This is a genomic window from Acidovorax sp. 1608163 (assembly GCF_003669015.1).
Classification (GTDB): domain Bacteria; phylum Pseudomonadota; class Gammaproteobacteria; order Burkholderiales; family Burkholderiaceae_C; genus Acidovorax.
The window spans coordinates 683177-705355 of record NZ_CP033069.1; the positions used below are offsets into that span (position 1 = coordinate 683177).

Below are 22179 nucleotides of genomic sequence, written 5' to 3' on the forward strand. Positions count from 1 at the left end.
GCCAAGAAGGTAAAGGCGCGAGGGGGCACGAAGAACCCGCAGTCGCACCCACAGCCGTTCAAGGCCGTGTGTCGGGTGCCGGGGTGGTTGGCACGTCTTGTTCTTCTGCCGCACGCGTTTGCGCTGCCATGGCCCGCTGGTAGCCAGGCCGCGCCTGCAGCCGCTGCCAATAGGCCTGCGTGGCCGGGCCAAACTGCTCCACCAGCCCCAGGTGCTGAGCCAACAGCAGCGCATACCCCACCGCCACATCGGCCGCCGTGAAGCGGCCCGCACACAGGTAGTCGCTGTGCGCCACGGTAGCTTCCACCGCCCGCAGCCGTGCCAGAAACCAGCGCGTGTAGTCCTCCACCACCTGCGGCTGCTTGCGCTCTGCGGGCTCAAAGCGTCCATAGCGCAGTACCAGCGTCTGCGGAAACGTGAGCGTCGCATCGCTCATGTGCAGCCAGTTCAGGTACGCGCCATACGCCGGGTGCGTGGGTGCCACATCCAGCCCCGCGTCAGGGTGCGTGGTGGCCAGGTACTGGCACATGGCGGCCGATTCGGTCATGCGCACCTCATTCGGCGCAGCGCCCTGCACCAGCAGCGGCACCGTGCCCAGCGGGTTCTCGTCCAGAAACCATCGCGCCTTGGCGCGCGGCGGGAAGGGCAGCATGTGGAGCTGGTAGGGGAGTTGCAGCTCTTCAAGCATCCACAGGGGGCGGAAGGAGCGGGCGCTGATGCAGTGGTGGAGGTGGAGCATGAGGGGGCTGACTTCGCGTGGGTGACTAAGGTTGCTTGGCATGTGTCGTGTCTGCGGCCAGCGGCTGCTATTCAACGTACATGCGAATGATGGTCGTGGAGCGGGGCTGCTTTATCCTTCGGGACGGCCCTCATGCCCGTATCGTTTACCTGCGAGTAACGCGCTGATGAGTTCTTGGGCGAGTTGCCTGTCGGTTCCCGCTGTGTCCAGTACTGGTTCCAAGTGTGCGGCAACGATTTCCGCTAGCGGCCAGTCGAGTACCCAACTCTGACCCGTGGTCTGATTCCGTAGAGACGGCGACATGAAGCCAGTGAACTCGCCCGGATAGCCAGCGCCAGCCAAAAATAGCTCAAACGTACCAGCGTCTGTCTGGAAAACAGCGACGTATGACCGGTTCTCCAGATGCTTGACCTTGAGCAGGCAAGATATTGAATTGATCTGCATGTGAGAGTAAGCGTAAAGCATTCCTTGCGCAGTCTCTAGACCCGCACCACCTTCCGAAACTCCGCCGGCGACTGCCCCGTCCACCCCCGAAACGCCCGGATAAAACTCTTCTCGTTCTCAAACCCCGCCGCCTCCGCCACCTGTTTGATCGGCCGCTGCGTGCGGTGCAGCAGTTCCACCGCGCGGGTGCGGCGCACTTCGTCTTTCAGGCCCTGCAGCGTGGCGCCTTCCTCCTTCAACTGACGGTGCAGGGTGCGCGGCGACACATGCAGCAGCGCGGCCAGGGATTCGGCGCTGTGCTGGGGCAAGGCGTGGGCGGGCTGGCCCGGCAGGGGGGCGGCCAGCAATTGGCGCACGCGCTGCACCAGCAGGCGGTCGCGGCGGTAGTGCAGCACCGTCAGGGGCAGGGCGTGCTGCAGCATCTGGCGCAGGGCCTGTTCGTCGCGGCGCAGGGGCAGGTGCAGGTAGCGGGCGTCAAAGTGCAGTGCGGTGCGCGGCGCGTGGAAGGTGACGGGGCCACGGAACAGCACGGCATACGCATCGGCGTGCGGCGGTGCGTCAAACGCAAATTCGGCAGCGATGAGGGGGATGCGCGAGTCCACCATCCAGCAGGCCAGGCCATGGGCATTGCGCAGTACCGACACCAGACAGAACTCGCGCAGCGCACCCAGGTCGCGGGCCTCGGTGATGGCCAGGGTGGCGGTGTCGCCCTGGGTGGTGAGGTGCAGCGCAATGTCGTCCGCCAGCAGACCATGGTGGCGGCACCAGCGGGCCAGGGCCACCTGCAGCGTGGGCGAGCTGATGCTGGCGCGTGCCAGCATGCCGTAGCTGCCCCAGGGAAGGCGGCGGCTGAACCAGCCCAGGGCTTCGTCGTCCAGCTCCTGCATGGCGGCGTCGGAGATCTGCTCCATCTGCCAAGCGGTGATGCGGGCACTGTCGTCCTGCAGCAGCTGCGGCGCAATTTGTGCCTGGGCCAGGGCGCGCGCGGGGCTCAGGCTGCGCCGCTCGTACGCCAGAACAATGGCGCGCACGAATGCAATAGGCGTTGCCGCAGGTGCAATGGGCGCAGCGGTGGGGACTGCGGCGGGTGGCGCCAATCGGTTGCTGGGATGGTGGGTCGGTTTCACGCCGCAGAGTGTGCCAGCCGTGGCACGATTTGCAACCATTGTGGCAACCGAGCCTGGGCGTGGGCTTCTATGCTTGCCTATGCTTGCGAATCGCCCGCCCGCGTGTTCTTGAGGCTTGGGCCGGATGACAGAGGAGACAAACCCGTGACGAGTGCAGCCGCAACACAATCCGCACCGCTGGCAGACAGCTACGCCCGTGGTGCCACCAATGTGCCCCTGATCGAGCAGACCATCGGCGCCTTTTTTGCCGACATGGTGGCCCGCCAGCCCGATCGCGAGGCGCTGGTGAGCGTGCACCAGGGCCGCCGCTACACCTACGCTCAGTTGCAGGCTGAAGCCCACCGCCTGGCCAGCGCGCTGCTGGGTATGGGGCTCGCCCCCGGCGACCGCGTGGGCATCTGGTCGCACAACAATGCCGAATGGGTGCTGATGCAGCTGGCCACCGCGCAGGTGGGCCTGGTGCTGGTCAACATCAACCCGGCCTACCGCACGTCTGAAGTCGAATACGCCCTGAACAAGGTGGGCTGCAAGCTGCTGGTGACCATGGCGCGGTTCAAAACCAGTGACTACCTGGGCATGCTGCGCGAGCTGGCGCCCGAGTGGCAGGGCCAGCAGCCGGGCCACCTGCAAGCGGCCAAGTTGCCGCAGCTGAAGACGGTGGTGTGGATTGATGACGAAGCAGGGCAGGGTGCCGACGAGCCCGGTCTGCTGCGCTTTACTGAGCTGATTGCACGCGGCAACGCGGCCGACCCGCGCCTGGCGCACATCGCAGCGACGCTGAAGGCCACCGACCCCATCAACATCCAGTTCACCAGCGGCACCACGGGCTTCCCCAAGGGGGCCACGCTTACGCACCGCAATATCCTGAACAACGGCTTTTTCATTGGCGAATGCATGAAGCTCACGCCCGAAGACCGGCTGTGTATCCCCGTGCCGCTGTACCACTGCTTTGGCATGGTCCTGGGCAACCTGGCCTGCCTCACGCATGGCTCTGCCATCGTGTACCCCAATGACGGATTCGACCCGATCACCGTGTTGCAGACGGTGCAGGACGAGCGCTGCACCGGCCTGCACGGCGTGCCCACCATGTTCATCGCCGAGCTGGACCACCCGCGGTTTGCCGAGTTCAACCTGAGCACGCTGCGCACCGGCATCATGGCGGGATCGCCCTGCCCGACCGAGGTGATGAAGCGTGTGGTGGAGCAGATGAACCTGCGCGAAATCACCATTGCCTACGGCATGACCGAGACCAGCCCCGTGAGTTGCCAAAGCAGCACCGACACGCCGCTGGATAAGCGCGTCTCCACCGTGGGCCAGGTGCAGCCTCACCTGGAGGTGAAGATCGTGGACCCTGACACGGGCGCCATCGTGCCCATCGGCCAGCGCGGCGAGTTCTGCACCAAAGGCTATTCCGTCATGCACGGCTACTGGGGCGATGAGGCCAAGACCCGCGAGGCCATCGACGACGGCGGCTGGATGCACACCGGCGACCTGGCCACCATGGATGCCGAGGGCTATGTGAACATCGTCGGCCGCATCAAGGACATGGTGATCCGTGGCGGCGAAAACATTTACCCGCGCGAGATCGAAGAGTTTTTGTACCGCCACCCCCAGGTGCAGGACGTGCAGGTGGTGGGCGTGCCCGACCAGAAGTACGGCGAAGAACTCTGCGCCTGGATCATCGCCAAGCCCGGCACCAAACCCACCGAAGACGACATCCGCGCCTTCTGCAAGGGCCAGATTGCGCACTACAAGGTGCCGCGCTACATCCGCTTTGTCACCAGCTTTCCGATGACGGTGACGGGCAAGATCCAGAAGTTCAAGATCCGCGACGAGATGAAGGACCAGCTGGGCCTGGAAGAACAGAAAACCGCTTGAAAGAGCCACAACGTATGACCATTCTCGACACCCAACTCAATGCCCGCTCGGCGGACTTTCTGGCCAACGCTGCCGCCATGCGCACACTGGTGGATGACCTGCGCGCGCAGCTCGACAAGGTCGCCCAGGGCGGCGGTGAGGCGGCCCGCGCCAAGCACACGGCGCGGGGCAAGCTGCTACCGCGCGAGCGCGTGCAGATGCTGCTGGACCCGGGAACGCCGTTCCTCGAACTGGCGCCGCTGGCCGCGCTCAACATGTACAACAACGATGCGCCCAGCTCGGGGCTCATCGCGGGCATTGGCCGCGTGAGCGGCGTGGACTGCATGATCGTGTGCAACGACGCCACGGTGAAGGGCGGCACCTACTACCCGCTCACCGTCAAGAAGCACCTGCGTGCGCAAGAGGTGGCGCAGCAGAACCACCTGCCCTGCATCTACCTGGTGGACTCGGGCGGCGCCAACCTGCCCAACCAGGATGAAGTGTTCCCCGACCGCGACCACTTCGGCCGCATCTTCTTCAACCAGGCCAACATGAGCGCCATGGGCATCTCGCAGATCGCGGTGGTCATGGGGTCGTGCACGGCGGGCGGCGCCTACGTGCCAGCCATGAGCGACGAGTCCATCATCGTCAAGAACCAGGGCACCATCTTTTTGGGTGGCCCGCCGCTGGTCAAGGCCGCGACGGGCGAGGTCGTGACGGCCGAAGACCTGGGCGGCGGTGACGTGCACACCCGCCTGTCGGGTGTGGCCGACCACCTGGCGCAGAACGATATGCACGCGCTGCAACTGGCACGCAATGCAGTGCGCAATTTGAATAAAAATAAGCCTCTAGCGCACGCAGATCAAGCGCCAGTAGCTCCTAAGTTTGTAGCTGATGAGCTGTATGGCGTGATCCCGGTGGACACGCGCAAGCCCTTTGATGTGCGCGAGATCATTGCCCGCATCGTCGACGGCAGCGAGTTTGACGAGTTCAAGGCACGCTACGGCACCACGCTGGTCACGGGCTTTGCGCGCATCGAGGGGATGATGGTCGGCATCATCGCCAACAACGGCATCCTGTTCAGCGAGTCGGCCCTCAAGGGCGCGCACTTCATCGAGCTGTGCTGCCAACGCAAGATTCCGCTGGTGTTCTTGCAGAACATCACCGGCTTCATGGTGGGCCGCAAGTACGAGAACGAAGGCATCGCGCGCAACGGCGCCAAGATGGTGACGGCCGTGGCCACGGCGAGTGTTCCGAAGTTCACCATCATCATTGGCGGCAGCTTTGGCGCGGGCAACTACGGCATGTGCGGCCGCGCGTACTCGCCCCGCTTTTTGTGGATGTGGCCCAACGCGCGCATCAGCGTGATGGGCGGCGAGCAGGCCGCTGGTGTGCTGGCCACGGTGAAGCGCGACGGCATCGAAGGCAAAGGCGGCCAGTGGAGCATGGAGGAAGAAGAAGCCTTCAAGGCCCCCATCCGCCGTCAATACGAAGACCAGGGCCACCCCTACTACGCCACTGCGCGCTTGTGGGACGACGGCGTAATCGACCCCGCCGACACCCGCCGTGTGCTGGCGCTGGGGCTGGCCGCCACGCGCAATGCGCCCATCGAAGACACCAAGTTCGGCCTGTTCCGCATGTAAAGGGGCCTGGAAACATGCGCGTGTCTTATGGATGGGCTGTGGGGTTGGCACTGGCGGCGCTGGCTGGTGCCACGCACGCCCGGGTGGTGGAAGAGCAGATCGATGTGCCCGTGCAGGTGAAAAACGCCTGGGGCAAACCGGTGGCCCACACCATCCGTGTCACGGTCTGGTCCGACGACACCAACCCCCAGCCCGCCCCGATTGCACTCGTCAACCATGGCCGCGCGCCCGATGCGCAAGGCCGGGCTAGCCTGGGCCGCGCGCGCTATACCGATGCATCGCGCTACTTGCTGCGCCGTGGCTTTGTGGTGGCCGTGCCCACCCGTGTGGGCTATGGCGTGAGCGGTGGCGAGGACGTGGAGGACACGGGGGCGTGCAACAACCGCAACTACCCGCCAGGGTTCGACGCCGCTGCCGTGCAAATGCTGGCCGCACTGAGCGCGGTGCGCCAGCGGCCTGACGTGGCGCCCGACAAGGTGCTGGTGATAGGGCAGTCGTTTGGTGGAGGGGGTACGGTGGCGCTGGCCGCGATAAACCCGCCCGGCGTGGTGGCCGCCATCAATTTTGCGGGCGGCAGCGGTGGCGACCCCAAGGGCCGACCGCAGAATCCCTGCTCTCAGCCCGCGCTGGAGCGCACCTTTCAGGCGTATGGTGCGCAGGCCAGGGTGCCCATGCTGTGGGTCTATACCGAGAATGACATGTACTTTGGCCCCCAACTGCCGCGCCAGTGGCATGCCGCGTTCACCAAGGCAGGGGGCAAGGCGAGCTTTGTGCAGTTCCCGCCGCATGGCGAAGATGGGCATTCCCTTTTCACCCGCTTCCCGCAAGTGTGGCAGCCTGCCGTGTCCGAGTTTCTGGATGCGAATGGGTTTGCTCCTGTAGCCCCCCAGTAAAGGCGTCAGCATGCGTTTCAAGCTTTTTTACTCTCGAAAATTCCTTGTCCTGATGGCGTGGACTGGTGCCTGTCTTGCTGCCATGGCCAGCCCCATGCAGCGCGTGGAGCTGCCATTGCCGTCCGGCACTGTGCTGCGCGCCCACTGGCTGCCAGCGCCGCAGTCTGCCGCACAGGCTCAGCCCTCTGCCCAACCTGCGGTGCTCGCACTGCATGGCTGCGGAGGCTTGTACGCCAAGGGCGGGGCGCTGTCCTCGCGCTACCGGGAGACGGCTGAGACTTTGCACGCCGCAGGCTATGCCGTGCTGATGCCCGACAGCTTTGGATCGCGCGGTTTGCGCGATGTATGCCAGACCCGCTACAGCGACCGGACCTTGAACGTGAACGACCGGGTGCAGGACGCTCGCGCCGCCCTGGTGTGGCTGGCGGCGCAGCCGGGTGTGGATGCCCAGCGCATCGGCGTGATGGGCTGGTCCAACGGCGGAACCACCACCTTGAACCTGCTCGTGCAGCGGCACACCCATCCCCAAGAAGGTGAGCCCGCGTTGGCCGGTGCGGCGGTGTTTTACCCAGGCTGCGGGCCCCTGCTCAAACACCAGGCCGTGGCAGACGGCGTGCCGCTGCTGATGCAGCTCGGTGCGCTGGACGACTGGACCCCGGCCCAACCCTGCGTGGACTGGGCCACCACCCTCAAGGCCCGCGCGGGCAGCGACGTGACGGTGCATGTGTACGAGGGCAGCTACCACGGCTTTGATGGCAAAGACCCCGTGCGCCTGCGGGGGGATGTGCCCAACGGAACGTCCGCCCAGGGGGTACACCAAGGGGGCAACCCACAGGCACGAACCGAATCTCAGGCAGCCCTGCAATCTTTCTGGAGCCGGGTGCTGGGCGCTCGGAAGGCACCATGAACCCTGCACACTATTTCAGCCAACTGGCCCGCTATAACCAATGGGCTACAGACCGCCTGCTTGACGCGGTGGCGGTGGTGTCTGACGAGGACTACCGCCGTGATGTGGGCCTGTTTTTCCGCAGCATCCATGGCACCCTCAACCACCTGTTGGTGGGTGAGCACCTGCTGTGGTTTGTGCGGTTTGACGAAGGCCGCTCGCCGGGCTTGGCTCTGGATGCCGAGGCCGAGCCCGACCGGCTGCAACTCGCACCGCGCCTGCGCGAGGGCACTGCCCGCTGGGCACCGCTGCTGGCCACCTGGCCTGCTGAGCGCTGGGAGGGTGACTTGGCCTACACCACCACGAAAGGCGAAGCGGTATCGATGCCTTTTGTGGCCACGCTGGCGCATGTCTTCAACCACAGTACCCACCATCGTGGGCAGATTACCGCCGCCCTCACAGCACTAGGCCACGTCTGCCCGGTGCTGGATCTGATCTACTTTTTGCGGGCCGAACAGGCCGCAGCCACGCCATGAGCAACAACCTGCAAATTACCTACCAAGGCGCAGTGGCGCGCATCACGCTCACGCAGCCTGAGATCCGCAACGCCTTCAGCGATGAGGTCATTGCCGAGATCACCGCCGCCTTCACCGAGGTGGGGGGGCGTGCCGATGTGCGCGCCGTGGTGCTCGCCGCAGAAGGCCCTGCTTTCTGCGCCGGTGCCAACCTCAACTGGATGCGCCGCATGGCCGACTACACGCGCGATGAAAACATCGCTGACGCAGGCAAGCTGGCCGAGATGCTGCGTGTGATCTACGAATGCCCCAAGCCCACGATTGCCCGCGTGCAGGGCGATGTGTACGCAGGCGGCATGGGCCTGGTGGCCGCGTGCGACATGGCGGTGGCGGTGGACGCGGCGGGCTTTTGCCTGAGCGAGGTGAAGCTGGGGCTCATCCCCGCCACCATCAGCCCCTATGTGATCCGAGCCATGGGCGCGCGCGCTGCGCACCGCTACTTCCTGACGGCCGAGCGCTTTGACGCGGCCGAGGCGCTGCGCATCGGTTTTGTGCACGCCGTGGTGGCTGCCGATCAGCTGGATGCCAAGGTCGATGAACTGCTCAAAGCCCTGACCAGCGCCAGTCCCAACGCCGTGCGGGTGTGCAAGAAACTGGTGCTCGATGTGGCCGAGCGTGAGATCAACGCAGGCTTGATCGCTGCCACGGTGCAGGGCATTGCCGACATCCGCGCCAGCGACGAAGGCAAGGAAGGCGTGCAGTCTTTTCTGAACAAGCGCAAGCCCAACTGGCTGGGCTGATCGGTAACTGCAGGCCATGGACACCCTCTGGTTCAACATCGTGCAGTGGCTCCACACGCTGGGACTGCATGTGGATGGCGGTACCGCGCGCGCCGTGGGCGACGCGGCAGCTACAGCAACTGCGAAGCTCGACATGCCCAGCCTGCTGGCGCTGGCCGCCGCACTGGGCTGGGCCAGCGGGTTCCGGCTGTATGCCGTGGTGTTCCTGGTCGGCATGATGGGCGTGCTGGGCTGGATGCCCCTGCCGCCAGGCCTGGCGATGCTGCAGCACCCGCTGGTGCTGATGGTCAGCGGCTTCATGTTGATAGTTGAGTTTTTTGCCGACAAGGTGCCCTGGGTGGACAGCGCCTGGGATGCCATCCATGCCTTCATCCGCGTGCCTGCGGGCGCCGCCTTGGCCTATGGCGTGTTTGGCGCCGACAACGCCACCATGGCCGTGGTGGCGGGACTGCTGGGCGGCTCGCTCTCTGCCACGGCCCTGGCCACCAAGATGACCACCCGCGCCGCCGTGAACACCTCGCCCGAGCCGTTTTCCAACTGGGGGCTGTCGTTTTTTGAAGACGGCCTGGTGGTGGCCGTGGTGTGGCTGGCCACGCAGCACCCGGTGGCCTTCAGCATTGCGCTGGTGGTGATTGTGGTCGTGTCGGTGCTGCTGCTGGTGGTGCTGTTCAAGTTTCTGCGCGCCGTGGTGCGGCGCCTTTCCTCTTTCTTTTCTGGTTCTGCCAAGGTGGCGTAAATGTTTACAAAAATCCTGATTGCCAATCGCGGTGAGATCGCCTGCCGTGTCGCCGCCACAGCCCAGCGCCTGGGCGTAAAGACCGTCGCCGTGTACTCCGACGCCGACGCCAACGCCAAACATGTGGCCGTGTGCGACGAGGCCGTGCACATCGGCGGTAACGCGCCCAAGGACAGCTACCTGCGCTGGGAGCGCATCATCGAGGCCGCCAAGGCCACGGGCGCGCAGGCCATCCACCCTGGCTACGGTTTTCTGAGCGAGAACGAAGACTTCGCCAAGGCCTGTGCCGACGCGGGCCTGGTTTTCATTGGCCCCCCCGCCAGCGCCATCAATGCCATGGGGCTGAAGGCCGAGTCCAAGCGCCTCATGGAGCAGGCACAGGTGCCCCTGGTGCCCGGCTACCACGGTGCTGACCAGGACCCGGCGCTGCTGCAACGCGAGGCGGACCGTATTGGCTACCCGGTGCTCATCAAGGCCAGCGCCGGCGGCGGCGGCAAGGGCATGCGCGCCGTGGACAAGGCCGAGGACTTTGCGGCGGCGCTCGACTCCTGCAAGCGCGAGGCCATCAACAGCTTTGGTGACGACGCGGTGCTGGTCGAAAAGTACGTGCAGCGCCCGCGCCACATCGAGATCCAAGTGTTTGGAGACACGCACGGCAACTGTGTGTACCTGTTTGAGCGCGATTGCTCCGTGCAGCGCCGCCACCAGAAGGTGCTGGAAGAAGCGCCTGCGCCGGGCATGACGCCGGAGCTGCGCGCCCGCATGGGCGAGGCCGCTGTGGCCGCCGCCAAGGCTGTGAACTACGTGGGCGCGGGCACGGTGGAGTTCATCGTCGAGCAGCCCGGCGGCTACGACGCCCCCGAGCAGATGAAGTTCTACTTCATGGAGATGAACACCCGCCTGCAGGTGGAGCACCCTGTGACCGAGGCGATCACCGGCCTCGACTTGGTGGAGTGGCAGCTGCGTGTAGCGTCGGGCGAGCCCTTGCCGCTCCAGCAGCAAGACCTGCGCATCACAGGCCACGCCATCGAGGCCCGCATCTGTGCCGAGAACCCCGACAACAACTTCCTGCCCGCGACCGGTGCGCTCAATGTGTATGCACTGCCCGATTGCGTGACGTTTGAAAGAGGCGCGGTGCGCGTGGATTCCGGCGTGCGACAGGGCGATGCGATCAGCCCGTTCTACGACTCCATGGTGGCCAAGCTCATCGTGCACGGCGACACGCGCGAACAGGCACTGGCGCGGCTGGACGAGGCGCTGGCCCAGACCCACATCGTGGGCCTGGCAACCAACGTGCAGTTTTTGCGCCGCGTGGCACGCACTGAGGCGTTTGCCCGCGCCAAGCTGGACACGGCGCTGATCCCGCGCGAGCAGGCTGTGTTGTTCCACCAGGAGCCCGTGGGCTTGCCCCTGGCCGCTGCGGCGGCCGTGGCGCAGGCCTTGCTGAATGAGCGCAGGAGCGAGGGCGTGGACCCGTTCAGCCGCCGCGACGGTTTTCACACGCATGGTGTGGTGCAGCGCCGGTTTGAATTTGAATTTGGCGGTGAGCACGCCAAGGCGCTGCTCACTTACGAGCGCGGTGGCAGTCTGCACTTGACGGTGGGTGAGGGCGATGCGGCGGTGGCAGGGCCGCTGGTCTTTGATGCCACGCCCCAGGGTGCTATCGAGTTGCAGTTTGCCGGCCGGCGCACCCGCGCTGCCGTGTACGCGCAGGGCGAGGTGGACCATGTGTTCACCCCGCTGGGCGCCACGCAGATCACCGCCATCGACCTGCTGGCCCACGCGGGCGAGGCAGCGGCAGAAGGCGGACGCCTCACGGCCCCCATGCCCGGCAAGGTCGTGTCGTTTGCCGTGAAGGCGGGCGACAAGGTTGCCAAGGGGCAGCCACTGGCGGTGATGGAGGCCATGAAGATGGAGCACACCATCGCCGCTCCGGCCGATGGCGTGGTGCAGGAGCTGCTGTACGCGCCCGGCGACCAGGTGACCGAGGGGGCCGAGCTGCTCAAGCTGGTGGTGGCTGAAAAGGCATAAGCCTTGCGAGGACACCCCGCGCGTGACAGCGCCCAGGGTGCAATGCCGTTACGCTTGGGCGCCATGAAAATCACCTTTTGCTGTACCGACACCAAGGCCGATCCCTGGCTGCAGGGCCTGGCCGCCGCGCTGCCCGGCGCTGATATTTCCGTGTGGCAGCCCGGCGCGCCGCAGGCCGACCATGCCGTGGTCTGGGCGCCGCCCCAGCAGTTCATGGACGAGCAGCCGGGCCTCAAGGCCTTGTTCAACATCGGCGCGGGTGTGGATGCGCTGCTCAAGCTGCGCCTGCCGCCCGGCGCGCTGGTGGTGCGGCTCGATGATGCGGGCATGGCCGTGCAGATGGCCGAGTACGTGAGCCACGCGGTCATTCGCCACTTCCGTGAGTTCGATGGCTATGAGGCCGACATGGCGGAGGGCCGTTGGGGCTACCGCAAGCCGCGCCTGCGCAGCGACTTCTCCATCGGTGTGATGGGCCTGGGCGTGCTGGGCGAGCGGGTGGCCAAGGCGCTCGCGCAGTTCGACTTTCCGGTTAACGGCTGGAGCCGCAGCCCCAAGGCCATCGAGGGCGTGCGGGCCTTCACCGGGGCAGACCAATTCAATGATTTCCTGGCTGCCAGCCGGGTGCTGGTCAACCTGCTGCCCCTCACGCCCGACACGGCCAACGTGATCAACAGGGATACGCTCGCCCGCCTGCAGCCCGGCGCCTACGTGATCAACGTGGCGCGTGGTGCGCACCTGGTGGACGAGGATTTGCTCGCCGCCATCGACAGCGGCCATGTGGCGGGCGCTACGCTCGATGTGTTTCGCACCGAGCCGCTGCCTGCGGGCCACGCGTTCTGGAACCACCCGCGCATCACCATCACCCCCCACACTTCGGCGCGCACCCTGCGCGAAGAGAGCATTGCCCAGATCGCGCGCAAGATGGCGGCGCTGCAGCGGGGCGAGGCGATTGCCGGGGTGGTGGACCCGGTGCGTGGGTATTGAGCCGTAGGGGCAGTGCGGTGGCTCAGTCCACCGTCACGCCCGCATCGCGCACCAGCTTGCCCAGGCGCTGGGCATCGGCCTTGATCAGCGCACCAAAGTCCGCAGCGCTGCCCGCCACCACGGGGGTGCCAATGGCCTCCCATTTAGCGCGGAAGGCGGGTTCCTTGAAGATAGCGTTCACCGTGGCATTGAGCTTGTCGATGATGGGCTGCGGTGTGCCTGCCCGCACGGCAATGCCGTGCCAGCCGGTGATTTGGTAGCCCGGCGCGCCAGCCTCGGCCAATGTGGGCACAGTGGGTAGCACCTTGGCGCGTTCGCTGGAAGTCACGGCCAGCGGTATCAGCTTGCCTGCCTGAATATGGGGCAGCGAGCTGCCAACGATGTCAAACATCACATTGACTTGGCCGCCGATCAGATCGTTGAGCGCCGGGCCCGCGCCCCGGTAGGGGATGTGCGCCAGCTTCACACCCAGCGTGCTGTTGAACAACTCGCCCGCCAGGTGCTGGGGCGTGCCATTGCCCGCAGAGGCGTAGCTCAGCACCGGCTTGCCCGCTTTGGCCATGGCCAGAAACTCGGCCAGCGTTTTCACCCCCAGCGATGGGTGCACTTCGAGCACCAGCGGAAAGGCCGACAGTTGCACCACCGGGGCCAGGTCAGTCAACGGGTTGAAAGGCATGCTGCTGTACAGCGATGCATTCACCGCCATGGGGCCACTGGCAGCCAGCAGCAGTGTGTGGCCGTCGGCGGGGGCCTGCTTGGCGACCTCTGCGCTGCCGGTGTTCCCGCCTGCGCCCCCTTTGTTGTCCACGATCACGGTCACACCGAGCCGACTTTGTAGCTCGGGCTGCAGCATGCGAGCCATCAGGTCAGTGGGGCCGCCGGGCGGGTAGGGCACGACGAAGCGGATGGTCTTGCTGGGCCAGGTGTTGGCTGCTGCTTGCGCGGCGACTTGGCCTGCGAAGCCCAGGGCCAGCGGAAATGCGCAGGCGGCGTGCAGAAGGGCGCGCCGGGCCGTGCGCAGTGAGGGTAAAGGCGTTGGGTGGGGCATGTCTGTCTCCTGGAGGATGAAACCCATCTGGTGTGGGCTGATGGTGTTGGATAACGGTTCTCAGGCTGCGCCGAAGCGCTTTCGGATGTCGGCGGCAGTGGCTAGTGGGCGCCCCAGCGCCTGCGCGGCTTCCACCGCCTGGCGCACCAGTGCGGTGTTGTCGGGGGCAACGCTGCCGTCCTTGCACAGCAGGTTGTTTTCAAACCCCACGCGGGCATGGCCACCAAACACGGCGGCGGCGGCCACGCAGGCGTTTTCTGCCGCACCGAAGGCGCACACAGCCCAGGGCTCGTTGCCGTCATGGGCGTTCAGAAAAGGCAGCAGGTCGCGCGGGCTGGAGGTCTGGCCCGCGCTGTAGCGGCCCAGCACAAACAGCAGGAACCAAGGCGCATCCGGCACCACACCACTGGCACGCAAAGCCTGCCAGCGGCGCAGGTCGGCCACGTCGTACAGGATGACCTGCACCATGGTGCGGCGCTGGGCGAGACCAGTGAAGAAGCGCTGCAGTCCGGCTTCGCCGATCTCGGGCTTGTCTACTTCGCGCAGTCCGATGGACACGGCCTCGGGTTGCAGGGCGTCCACCATGGCGATCTGCGCGGGGGCCTGGTACACGCCTGCGGCTTCGCTGGTGATCTGGATGACCATCGCGTCGCCCACGGCCTGGCGCACCACGCGCTGCGCCTCGCGGTAGCCTTCGACATCGAGGCTGTGGCGGCCTTGCGCGTCGCGGATGTGCATGTGCAGCATGGCGGCTCCCGCGTCCAGGCAGGCCTTGGCCGTGGTGGCCAGCGTGGCCGGTGTGATGGGCACGGCCAGGTGGTCGGCGGGCTGCTTGTAGGCGCCGTTGGGCGCCACGGTCACGATCAGTGGGTCGGCCCACTGGCTGGCAATGGTGGGTGATGCGGGCGATGCACTCATGCGCGGGCTCCGGTGGTCGTTGGGGTGTCCGTCTGTGACGTGTCGGTGGGGGGCTCGATGGTGGGCAACTCGCTGGCAAGCAAAGCCAGGCCCTGGCGCAGCAGCGTGTCGTAGCGCGCGCGTTCGGCCTGCTTGCGGTCTTCGGGCCAGTCAAAAAAGCCCTTGCCCGTCTTCATGCCGAGCTGACCCTGAGCCACCTTGTCGCGTAGGGCCTGGGCGGGTACGTCGGTGTTCGACAGCGTGGGGTACATGGTGGCGGCTGCGGCGGTGTGCACCTCAATGCCTGCGTGGTCGCGCTGCAGCACAGGGCCTGCCGCCAGAAAGCGGAAGCCAAAGCCAAAGCGCACGGCGGCGTCCACGTCTTCGGGCGAGGCAATTCCTTCGTCGATGAGTGCAAAGGCCTCGCGCGAGAGCGCGTGCTGCATGCGGTTGGCCAGAAAGCCGGGCTTGTCCTTCTTGACCAGCACCGGCACGCTGCCGCAGCCGCGCATGAAGGCGTGTAGCCAGGTGCCCAGTGCCGGGTCGCTGCGCTCGCCCAGTACCACCTCCACCAGCGGCACCAGGTGGGCGGGCATGAAGAAGTGCAGGCCCAGCATGCGCTGCGCCGTGGCCAGCCCCTGGGCGATGGCACTGATGGGAAAGCCCGAGCTGTTGCTGGCCAGCACGGCGTTGGGGGGGGCCACGGTTTCCAGCTCGGCAAACAGCTTTTGTTTGGCGGGCAGTTGCTCGGTGATGCATTCCACCACCAGCACAACGCCGCTCCAGTCCACGTCCTGCAGGCTGGCGCGCGCCTGCACCGGGCCGGCGTGGGTGGTCTGGCCAGCGGCGGCAAGCTCCTGGGCGATGTGGGGCAGCAGGTGGTCGCGGCGGGCGGCGTGGGGGTCCACCACCGTGACCTGCGCGCCGCCCCGGGCCAGGACCACGGCTACATCGGCCCCCATGGTGCCTCCGCCTACCACCACGGTGCGTGCGTTGCGCGGCGAACTGTTCTCCATCGTGTCTCCTTGTTGCTCTCAATCTGCTCAAGCGGTGTGCTTGCGTTGAATTCAGTCTAGGGGCCCCACATTGCGCGGTCCAGACGTCTTTTTCGATAGACTGATCGGCTATGAAGATCAATTGGTCCGCCCGCGAGGTGGATGTGTTCCTGTCGTTGGCCGAGACGCTGAGTTTTCGGCGCACGGCCTTGCAGATGCACCTGTCGCAGTCGGCGGTGTCGGGTACGGTGGCGCGGCTGGAAGAGATGCTGGACGTGCGCCTGTTCGAGCGCACCACGCGCACCGTGCAGCTCACGCTGGCGGGCGAGGTGTTTGCCGAGCAGGCGCGGTTTCTGCGCCATCAGATTCACGAAACCGTGCGCCGCGTGCAGGAGGTGGCTCAGCTGCAGGTGGGTCGCGTGGCGCTGGCGGCGCTGCCGTCGCTGGCAGCCGGGGCCGTGCCCCGCGCGTTTGCAAGGTTTGCCGCGCAGCACCCGGGCGTGCAGATGGAGCTGATCGACAGCCTGGCAGGCCCAGCGTTTGACATGGTGCGTGCCGGGCGGGTGGACTTTGCCCTCACCGCAGCCAACCCCGCCTATGCGGATCTGGACTACACCCCGCTGGTGTCCGACCGCTTTGTGCTGCTGATGGGGCGCACGCACCCGCTGGCCAGAGGGCGCAGCGCCATTGCCTGGGCGGATGTGGCCGAGCTGCCCCACATCTCCATGCCCACGGGCACCAGCGTGCGGCAGTACACGCAAGAGGCCTTGCTGACGCACCGCATCCGCTTTGAACCCCGCTACGAGGTGGAGCACCTGGCCACCATTGCGGCCATGGTGGCGGCGGGGCTTGGTGTGAGCGCGTTGCCCGAGCTGGCCGCCCAGGTGGTGCGCCGGCCCGAGGTGGTTACGCGGGCGCTCAAGGCGCCCGTGCTGCACCGGCCCATCGGGCTGATCACGCTGCGCGGGCGGCCGCTGTCGCTGGCGGCGCAGGCCATGGTGGCCTTGCTGCGGCAGGAGGTCGAGGGTGATCACACCCGGGCTGGCTGATGGCGCGTCCGGCGAATGGTCTGGCACGATATGGGGTGGTCCTGTGGCGGCGGTGGCGAGACAATGGCGGCATTCCTTGATCCACCCTTGGTAGCCCCATGAGCATTCCCTCCCGCGTCCGCCTCATCGACGTTGGCCCCCGTGACGGCCTGCAGAACGAAAAGACCCCGGTGCCCGCCGCCGTGAAGATCGAGCTGGTGCACCGCCTGCAGCAGGCGGGCCTGAAAGAGATCGAAGTCACCAGCTACGTCAGCCCCAAGTGGGTGCCGCAGATGGCCGACAACCACGAGGTGATGGCGGGCATTGCACGCCAGAGCGGCGTAGCGTATTCGGTGCTCACGCCCAACCTCAAGGGGTATGAGGCGGCGGTGCTCGATAAGCCCGATGAAATCGTCGTTTTTGGCTCCGCCAGCGAGGCCTTTAGCCAACGCAATATCAACTGCAGCATTGCCGAGAGCATTGAGCGCTTTGCCCCCGTGGTGCAGGCAGCGCTGGCGGCAGGCATCCGCGTGCGGGGGCCATGAGCTGCACCGTGGGCTGCCCGTACGAAGGCGAGATTGCATCCGAGCGCGTGGCTTACCTCGCAGGCCTGCTCAAAGGCATTGGCGTGCAGCGGGTGGATGTGGCCGACACCATTGGTGTGGGCACGCCGCGCAAGGTGCAGAAGGCGCTGGAAGCGACGCTGCAGCACTTTGGCATCGACGATGTGTCGGGCCACTTCCACGATACCTACGGCCAGGCGCTGTCCAACACGCTGGCGGCGTTGGAGCTGGGGGTGTGGAACTACCAGTCGTCCGTGGCCGGGCTGGGCGGCTGCCCTTATGCCAAGGGCGCCACCGGCAATGTGGCGACCGAGGATGTGGTCTACATGCTGCACGGCATGGGCATCGAAACGGGGATTGACCTGGACCAGCTGATTGACGCTGGCGCTTACATTAGCGGCTTTCTGGACCGCAAGCCCAACTCGCGTGCGGCCAATGCCCTGCTGACCCGGCGTGCGGGTTGAGCGCAGAGAACCTGTTCAAAGCGCGGTGCGTACTGCGTCGCGGTGGATCTTGAGGATAGACCTATGTGTGGAAGTGAACTGACCCCCTTGCCCGATGGCGTGCAGCGCGTGGCTGCCGCCTTGCTGGACAAAGGCCACCCGCATGCCCCGCGCATGCTCGACAACTCGGCCCGCACGGCACAGGAAGCCGCCGACGCTTTGGGCATTGCCATGGGGCAGATTGCCAAGAGCATCATTTTTCGGCGCAAGAGCGACGACGTGGCCGTGCTGGTGGTCACCTCGGGCGACAGGCGTGTGGACGAAAAGAAGGTCGAAGCCCATGTGGGCAAGGTGGGCCGCGCCGATGCGGACTTCGTCAAATCGCGCACGGGGTTTTCGATTGGCGGCGTCTCGCCCGTGGCCCATGCCACACCGCCCGTGACGCTGATTGACCAGGACCTGCTGCGCTTTGACGTGGTGTGGGCTGCTGCGGGCCATCCGCATGGCGTGTTTCCTCTGCACCCGAGCGACTTGCAGCGCCTGACGGGCGCCCCAGTGGTGGACGTGGTGCAGGCGGTGGCACCTGCGGCCCCGGTGAGCGCTCCAGCCACAGGGAGCGCAGGCGCATGAGTGCTACTGAATCCATAGCTTCTCGTGCTTTATTGATGAGCGATGCGGGCTATTTTGATTTGAACTCTGACGAAGTGGTGCCATCGCCGTGCATTTCGGTGTGCCGCCTGACGGACGACCGCATGCGCTGCGAAGGCTGCTTTCGCACGATTGACGAAATCCGCGCCTGGTCGGGCGCCGACAGTGCGCAGCGGCGTGCCATCTGGGTGACGTTGTTGCAGCGGGCCGGTGTGGCCTTGCCTGCACCGTTGGCCGCGCATGGCGTTGCGTCTTGAATTGGCGCGAGTCCTATAGATCCGTTCACGCTGAGCCTGTCGAAGCGCCGCGCCGTGCGTGATCGGGTTCAGCCTCTGTGTGTAACCCAGGAGCCCAGCCCATGAAGCACATCACGTTTTATCTGGACTTTGTGTCGCCCTATGCCTGGCTGGCGTTTGAGCGTTTGCCTGATGTGTTGGAGGGCCTGAGCTATAGCGTGGCTTACCAGCCGGTGCTGCTGGGCGCCTTGCTGCAGCAGCACGGCAACCCCGGCCCGGCGGGCATTGCCCCCAAGCGCGACTGGACCTACCGCCACGTGACCTGGCTGGGCCATGCGCAGGGCACGCCACTGCAGATGCCTGCGCGCCACCCGTTCAACCCACTGCCTTTGCTGCGCCAGGCGCTGGCGTGCAGTGACGACGGCCGCATCAACCGCTTTGTGGCGGGCGCGGTGCTGCGCCATGTGTGGCAGGGCGGGCACGACGCGCTGGACGCCGAGCGGCTGAAGGTGCTGGCCGCGCAATTGAGCGAGCAGATGCGCCTTGGGCAGGACATGCACAGCGATGCCCCCAAGGCGCTGCTGCGCGCCAATACCGAGGCGGCGCAAGCCGCCGGGGTGTTTGGCGTGCCCGCGTTTGGGGTGGATGGCAAGGTGTTTTGGGGGCTCGATGGCTTGCCCATGCTGCGGGCCTACCTGGCGGGGGACGCCTGGTTTGATGGCCCGCAGTGGGATGCGGTGCAGCAGGTGCCATCCGGCTTGCCGACGCCCGCCGAACGCAAGGCCTGAGTTTCCTTTTGCTATCGAATGTATAGCTGCTTGCGATTGTAGATAAAGCGCTGGCGGTCAATTTATCTTGGGTTTTGGCAAAGTGCCTGCCCGGCCCGCTGGGCCGTGCGATTGCAAGCCCCCAGCAAGCGCGCGGTGGTGCAATGGGCGCACTTGGTTGCACACCTTGGAGACAGCCCCGCATGCCCAACGCCTTTCCGTTTTCCTTGTCGCCTTTTGACTGCCTGGACCCGGAGGAACAGCGCCAGGTGCGCGGCAGTGTGGACATTGCCTACTTTCCGCAGAACGCGGTGATCCTGGAGCCTGGGGCGACGCCGTTGCACCTGTTCGTCATCGTCAAAGGCTATGTGCAGCAGCTCGACGATGGCGACGTGGTGGCCACCCTGGGACCGGACGATTGCTTTGACGGGCGCAGCCTGGTGGCCGGGCGCGTCAGCAGCCGGTTTGTGGCGGCGCAAGAGGTGGTGGCCTACCAGCTGGCGCGGCAGACGGTGATTGAGCTGATTGCCAGCAATGCTACGTTTGGCGCGTTGCTGTTTTCTGACCTGGGGCATAAGCTCAGTGTGCTTGCCGAGCGCCAGCAGCCGCGCGAGCTGCCGTCGCTGAGCCTGTCGCGCGTGGGCGAGGCCTTTTTGCGGCCTGTGCACAGCGTGGATGCGGGCACCGACATCCTGAGCGTGGTGCGCCTGATGCGCGAGCAGCGCACCTCCAGCGTGGTGGTGCTGGATGCGGTGGCGGGGCGCAAGGGCATTTTCAGCCGCACCTTGCTGCAGCAGGCCATTCTGGATGGGCGGCCCCTGCAGTCCATGCCGGTGGGGGACTGGGCGAAGTACCCGCTGATCGAGATCCGCTCCACGGAGCCGCTGGGTGACGCCATGGCCATCATGCTGCACCACCGCATCCACCGCCTGGTGGTGGAGGAGGGCGGGCAGATGCTGGGCGTGCTGGAAGCGCTGGATTTGCTGAGCTACCTCTCCAACCAGTCGCACATCGTCACGCTGCAAATCGAGCAGGCCCGCGACCTGGAGAGCCTGGGCAGCGCGGCGCTGCAGATCAGCAAGGTGATTGCGCTGCTGTTTCGCAGCGGCTCGCGGGTGGGCTTGATTGCGCGGCTGGTGCAGCAGCTCAATGCCCGGCTGTTTGAGCGGGCCTGGCAGCTCATTGCGCCGCCTGAGTTGGTGGCCAACAGCTGCCTTTTTGTGATGGGCAGCGAGGGGCGCGGTGAGCAGCTGCTCAAGACCGACCAGGACAACGGCCTGGTCTTGCGCGAGGGCTATGCACCACCGGCCGATCTGGCCGAGATCTGTGCGCGGTTCTCGGAAGCACTGGGCCAGTTTGGCTACCCTCCGTGCCCTGGCGGCATCATGCTCAGCAACCCCGCCTGGCGCCGTTCGGTGCCCGATTTTGCGGCCACGCTGCGCCAATGGGTGTGGCAGCCCGATGGCGACAACCTCATGCACCTGGCCATTTTCATGGACGCCCACGCCGTGGCGGGTGACGCCAAGCTGCTGGCCCAGGTCAGTGACAGCCTGCACCAGTCGGCCACCGACAACGACGCTTTGCTGGGCCGGTTTGCCGCCGCCATCGACGCCTTTGGCTCGCATGGCGGGTGGCTGAGCAAGCTGTTCTCGTTGGGCGAATCGCCCGCGCCGCTGCACTTGAAGAAGGAGGGGCTCTTTCCCTTGGTGCATGGCGTGCGCAGCTTGGCCCTGGCGCACCAGGTGCGCGCCACCTCGACCACGGCGCGGGTGCAGGCGCTGGTGGGCCTGGGGGCCTTGTCGCCGGGCGAGGGTGAGGACCTGGTGGAGGCGCTGCACGTGCTCATGGCCCTCAAGCTCAAGACCGGACTGGCCGAGCAGGCACAGGCAAGGCCGGTGAGTGGCACGGTCACGCTGCCGCAGCTCAGCAGCCTGGACCGGGATCTGCTCAAGGACGCACTGGGCGTGGTCAAGCGCTTTCAGCAGTTGCTGCGCACCCGCTTTCACCTGGGGGCGCTGTGATGGGCCGCGCGCTGGCGGGCTGGGCACGCCCAGGCGCCGATGGGCAGCGCCCGCAACTGGTGCCCGGCTGGGGGGCGCTGCGCCGCCGCTGGCTGGCCCACCGCCTGCGCGATGCCCGCTTTCAGCCACTGCTGCAGCCGCCGCCGGCGAATGAGTGGGTGGCGCTGGACTGCGAAACCACGGGCCTGGACGTCCGCAGTGACGAGATCGTCTCCATCGGCGCCGTGCGCATTGTGGGTGACCGTATCCTGACCAGCGAGCGGCTGGAACTGCTGGTGCGGCCCGAGCGCGCCGTCTCTGCACACAGCGTGCGCATCCACCGTCTGCGCACGCAAGACCTCGCCGACGGCCTGCCGCTGTACGAAGCGATTGAGCAACTGCTGGCCTTCATCGGCAGCCGCCCGCTCGTTGGGTACTACCTGGAGTTTGACGTGGCCATGCTCAACCGGGCCGTGCGCCCCTTGCTGGGCATTGGCCTGCCGCAGCCGTGCATCGAGGTGTCGGCGATGTACTACGACTACAAGTTCCACCAGTTGCCCCCCTACCAGCAGCACGCCAACGCGGACATCGACCTGCGCCTGAGCACCTTGATGCGCGACCTGGAGCTGCCTGAACGCGATGCGCACGACGCCGTCAACGATGCGGTGATGGCGGCACTGGCTTTCATCAAGTTAAAGCACTTGCGTTCTTCCTGAGGGCCGCGCTATCAAAGACCGCAGGGAGTTATGCAGGACATCTCCAGGGTTTTAAAACGGTGGTTCGCCGTGAAAAACGTTGCAGAATTTTGACGGATGCGTTTCAAAGTGTTGCGTAAATGCATAAATCAAGGCGATGGTGGCAATTTGCCGCGAGTTCGGGAGGGTGTAACACCTAAAATT

At 66.0% G+C, this 22179-nt stretch carries 20 protein-coding genes and 1 pseudogene; 16 read left to right on the forward strand and 5 right to left on the reverse strand.

Annotation, left to right across the window (positions count from 1 at the left end; genetic code table 11):
* Positions 1 to 58: 58 nt before the first annotated feature.
* Together EAG14_RS03090 and EAG14_RS03100 are read right to left on the reverse strand one after the other, a co-directional pair.
* Positions 59 to 739 (reverse strand): glutathione S-transferase family protein, encoded by a 681-nt coding sequence (locus EAG14_RS03090; RefSeq protein ID WP_121728021.1) that lies wholly within the window; start codon positions 737 to 739, stop codon positions 59 to 61.
* A 479-nt stretch (positions 740 to 1218) separates the two neighbouring features.
* On the reverse strand, positions 1219 to 2349 hold the full coding sequence (locus tag EAG14_RS03100) for an AraC family transcriptional regulator (protein WP_240456915.1): 1131 nt from the start codon (positions 2347 to 2349) through the stop codon (positions 1219 to 1221).
* Between the two features lie 105 nt (positions 2350 to 2454).
* On the opposite strand from EAG14_RS03100, the gene EAG14_RS03105 reads away from it, so the two are divergent.
* From EAG14_RS03105 to EAG14_RS03145, 9 genes are all read left to right on the forward strand, one after another.
* Positions 2455 to 4188 carry an AMP-binding protein gene (locus EAG14_RS03105; protein WP_121728024.1) on the forward strand — a complete coding sequence of 578 codons (1734 nt, stop codon included), beginning with the start codon at positions 2455 to 2457 and terminating at the stop codon, positions 4186 to 4188.
* Positions 4189 to 4202: 14 nt separating this feature from the next.
* On the forward strand, positions 4203 to 5810 hold the full coding sequence (locus tag EAG14_RS03110; protein ID WP_121728025.1) for a carboxyl transferase domain-containing protein: 1608 nt from the start codon (positions 4203 to 4205) through the stop codon (positions 5808 to 5810).
* A gap of 14 nt (positions 5811 to 5824) precedes the next feature.
* Positions 5825 to 6703 carry a dienelactone hydrolase family protein gene (locus tag EAG14_RS03115; protein WP_121728026.1) on the forward strand — a complete coding sequence of 293 codons (879 nt, stop codon included), beginning with the start codon at positions 5825 to 5827 and terminating at the stop codon, positions 6701 to 6703.
* Between the two features lie 82 nt (positions 6704 to 6785).
* Entirely contained in the window at positions 6786 to 7610 is an 825-nt protein-coding gene (locus EAG14_RS03120) for a dienelactone hydrolase family protein (protein WP_162995896.1), read from the forward strand.
* Positions 7607 to 8125, forward strand: a complete 519-nt coding sequence (locus EAG14_RS03125) for a DinB family protein (RefSeq protein ID WP_121728028.1) — start codon at positions 7607 to 7609, stop codon at positions 8123 to 8125. The genes EAG14_RS03120 and EAG14_RS03125 overlap by 4 nt, the downstream gene beginning before the upstream one ends.
* Complete coding sequence (locus tag EAG14_RS03130; RefSeq protein ID WP_121728029.1) at positions 8122 to 8904, forward strand: enoyl-CoA hydratase/isomerase family protein; 783 nt, start codon at positions 8122 to 8124, stop codon at positions 8902 to 8904. The genes EAG14_RS03125 and EAG14_RS03130 overlap by 4 nt, the downstream gene beginning before the upstream one ends.
* A gap of 16 nt (positions 8905 to 8920) precedes the next feature.
* On the forward strand, positions 8921 to 9640 hold the full coding sequence (locus EAG14_RS03135; RefSeq protein ID WP_121728030.1) for a DUF4126 domain-containing protein: 720 nt from the start codon (positions 8921 to 8923) through the stop codon (positions 9638 to 9640).
* On the forward strand, positions 9641 to 11671 hold the full coding sequence (locus EAG14_RS03140) for an acetyl/propionyl/methylcrotonyl-CoA carboxylase subunit alpha (protein ID WP_121728031.1): 2031 nt from the start codon (positions 9641 to 9643) through the stop codon (positions 11669 to 11671).
* A 63-nt stretch (positions 11672 to 11734) separates the two neighbouring features.
* Entirely contained in the window at positions 11735 to 12655 is a 921-nt protein-coding gene (locus EAG14_RS03145) for a glyoxylate/hydroxypyruvate reductase A (RefSeq protein ID WP_121728032.1), read from the forward strand.
* A 22-nt stretch (positions 12656 to 12677) separates the two neighbouring features.
* Here EAG14_RS03145 and EAG14_RS03150 read toward each other — a convergent pair whose 3' ends face one another.
* The 3 genes from EAG14_RS03150 to EAG14_RS03160 are packed head-to-tail and all read right to left on the reverse strand — an operon-like array spanning position 12678 to position 15616.
* Complete coding sequence (locus tag EAG14_RS03150) at positions 12678 to 13703, reverse strand: tripartite tricarboxylate transporter substrate binding protein (RefSeq protein WP_099743582.1); 1026 nt, start codon at positions 13701 to 13703, stop codon at positions 12678 to 12680.
* 60 nt (positions 13704 to 13763) lie between these two features.
* Entirely contained in the window at positions 13764 to 14621 is an 858-nt protein-coding gene (locus EAG14_RS03155; RefSeq protein WP_121728033.1) for a 3-keto-5-aminohexanoate cleavage protein, read from the reverse strand.
* A complete protein-coding gene (locus EAG14_RS03160; protein ID WP_121728034.1) occupies positions 14618 to 15616 on the reverse strand; it encodes a 3-hydroxyacyl-CoA dehydrogenase family protein in 999 nt (332 codons plus the stop codon). Before EAG14_RS03160 ends, EAG14_RS03155 begins: the two co-directional genes overlap by 4 nt.
* A gap of 110 nt (positions 15617 to 15726) precedes the next feature.
* On the opposite strand from EAG14_RS03160, the gene EAG14_RS03165 reads away from it, so the two are divergent.
* The 7 genes and pseudogenes from EAG14_RS03165 to EAG14_RS03195 all read left to right on the forward strand — a co-directional run bounded on the left by EAG14_RS03165 (position 15727) and on the right by EAG14_RS03195 (position 21996).
* Complete coding sequence (locus EAG14_RS03165) at positions 15727 to 16644, forward strand: LysR family transcriptional regulator (protein WP_121728035.1); 918 nt, start codon at positions 15727 to 15729, stop codon at positions 16642 to 16644.
* Between the two features lie 98 nt (positions 16645 to 16742).
* Positions 16743 to 17650: pseudogene (locus tag EAG14_RS03170) on the forward strand (hydroxymethylglutaryl-CoA lyase).
* A 63-nt stretch (positions 17651 to 17713) separates the two neighbouring features.
* Positions 17714 to 18259 (forward strand): YbaK/EbsC family protein, encoded by a 546-nt coding sequence (locus EAG14_RS03175; RefSeq protein ID WP_121728036.1) that lies wholly within the window; start codon positions 17714 to 17716, stop codon positions 18257 to 18259.
* Positions 18256 to 18534, forward strand: coding sequence for a DUF1289 domain-containing protein (locus EAG14_RS03180; protein WP_121728037.1), 279 nt, complete (start codon positions 18256 to 18258; stop codon positions 18532 to 18534). Before EAG14_RS03175 ends, EAG14_RS03180 begins: the two co-directional genes overlap by 4 nt.
* Before the next feature lie 101 nt (positions 18535 to 18635).
* The gene (locus tag EAG14_RS03185) at positions 18636 to 19301 is read left to right on the forward strand and encodes a 2-hydroxychromene-2-carboxylate isomerase (RefSeq protein WP_121728038.1); all 666 of its coding nucleotides are present in this window, start codon (positions 18636 to 18638) and stop codon (positions 19299 to 19301) included.
* Between the two features lie 182 nt (positions 19302 to 19483).
* Positions 19484 to 21301 (forward strand): DUF294 nucleotidyltransferase-like domain-containing protein, encoded by a 1818-nt coding sequence (locus EAG14_RS03190; protein ID WP_121728039.1) that lies wholly within the window; start codon positions 19484 to 19486, stop codon positions 21299 to 21301.
* On the forward strand, positions 21301 to 21996 hold the full coding sequence (locus tag EAG14_RS03195; protein WP_121728040.1) for a 3'-5' exonuclease: 696 nt from the start codon (positions 21301 to 21303) through the stop codon (positions 21994 to 21996). Before EAG14_RS03190 ends, EAG14_RS03195 begins: the two co-directional genes overlap by 1 nt.
* Positions 21997 to 22179 lie beyond the last annotated feature (183 nt).

Bases quoted from the DNA above. Each gene is read 5' to 3' on its own strand.
- EAG14_RS03195 (WP_121728040.1), top strand. From the start codon at position 21,301: ATGGGCCGCGCGCTGGCGGGCTGGGCACGCCCAGGCGCCGATGGGCAG.
- EAG14_RS03155 (WP_121728033.1), bottom strand. From the start codon at position 14,621: ATGAGTGCATCGCCCGCATCACCCACCATTGCCAGCCAGTGGGCCGAC.
- EAG14_RS03120 (WP_162995896.1), top strand. From the start codon at position 6,786: ATGGCCAGCCCCATGCAGCGCGTGGAGCTGCCATTGCCGTCCGGCACT.
- EAG14_RS03175 (WP_121728036.1), top strand. From the start codon at position 17,714: ATGTGTGGAAGTGAACTGACCCCCTTGCCCGATGGCGTGCAGCGCGTG.
- EAG14_RS03090 (WP_121728021.1), bottom strand. From the start codon at position 739: ATGCTCCACCTCCACCACTGCATCAGCGCCCGCTCCTTCCGCCCCCTG.
- EAG14_RS03165 (WP_121728035.1), top strand. From the start codon at position 15,727: ATGAAGATCAATTGGTCCGCCCGCGAGGTGGATGTGTTCCTGTCGTTG.
- EAG14_RS03140 (WP_121728031.1), top strand. From the start codon at position 9,641: ATGTTTACAAAAATCCTGATTGCCAATCGCGGTGAGATCGCCTGCCGT.
- EAG14_RS03145 (WP_121728032.1), top strand. From the start codon at position 11,735: ATGAAAATCACCTTTTGCTGTACCGACACCAAGGCCGATCCCTGGCTG.
- EAG14_RS03115 (WP_121728026.1), top strand. From the start codon at position 5,825: ATGCGCGTGTCTTATGGATGGGCTGTGGGGTTGGCACTGGCGGCGCTG.
- EAG14_RS03110 (WP_121728025.1), top strand. From the start codon at position 4,203: ATGACCATTCTCGACACCCAACTCAATGCCCGCTCGGCGGACTTTCTG.
- EAG14_RS03100 (WP_240456915.1), bottom strand. From the start codon at position 2,349: ATGGTTGCAAATCGTGCCACGGCTGGCACACTCTGCGGCGTGAAACCG.
- EAG14_RS03135 (WP_121728030.1), top strand. From the start codon at position 8,921: ATGGACACCCTCTGGTTCAACATCGTGCAGTGGCTCCACACGCTGGGA.
- EAG14_RS03125 (WP_121728028.1), top strand. From the start codon at position 7,607: ATGAACCCTGCACACTATTTCAGCCAACTGGCCCGCTATAACCAATGG.
- EAG14_RS03160 (WP_121728034.1), bottom strand. From the start codon at position 15,616: ATGGAGAACAGTTCGCCGCGCAACGCACGCACCGTGGTGGTAGGCGGA.
- EAG14_RS03130 (WP_121728029.1), top strand. From the start codon at position 8,122: ATGAGCAACAACCTGCAAATTACCTACCAAGGCGCAGTGGCGCGCATC.
- EAG14_RS03185 (WP_121728038.1), top strand. From the start codon at position 18,636: ATGAAGCACATCACGTTTTATCTGGACTTTGTGTCGCCCTATGCCTGG.
- EAG14_RS03190 (WP_121728039.1), top strand. From the start codon at position 19,484: ATGCCCAACGCCTTTCCGTTTTCCTTGTCGCCTTTTGACTGCCTGGAC.
- EAG14_RS03180 (WP_121728037.1), top strand. From the start codon at position 18,256: ATGAGTGCTACTGAATCCATAGCTTCTCGTGCTTTATTGATGAGCGAT.
- EAG14_RS03150 (WP_099743582.1), bottom strand. From the start codon at position 13,703: ATGCCCCACCCAACGCCTTTACCCTCACTGCGCACGGCCCGGCGCGCC.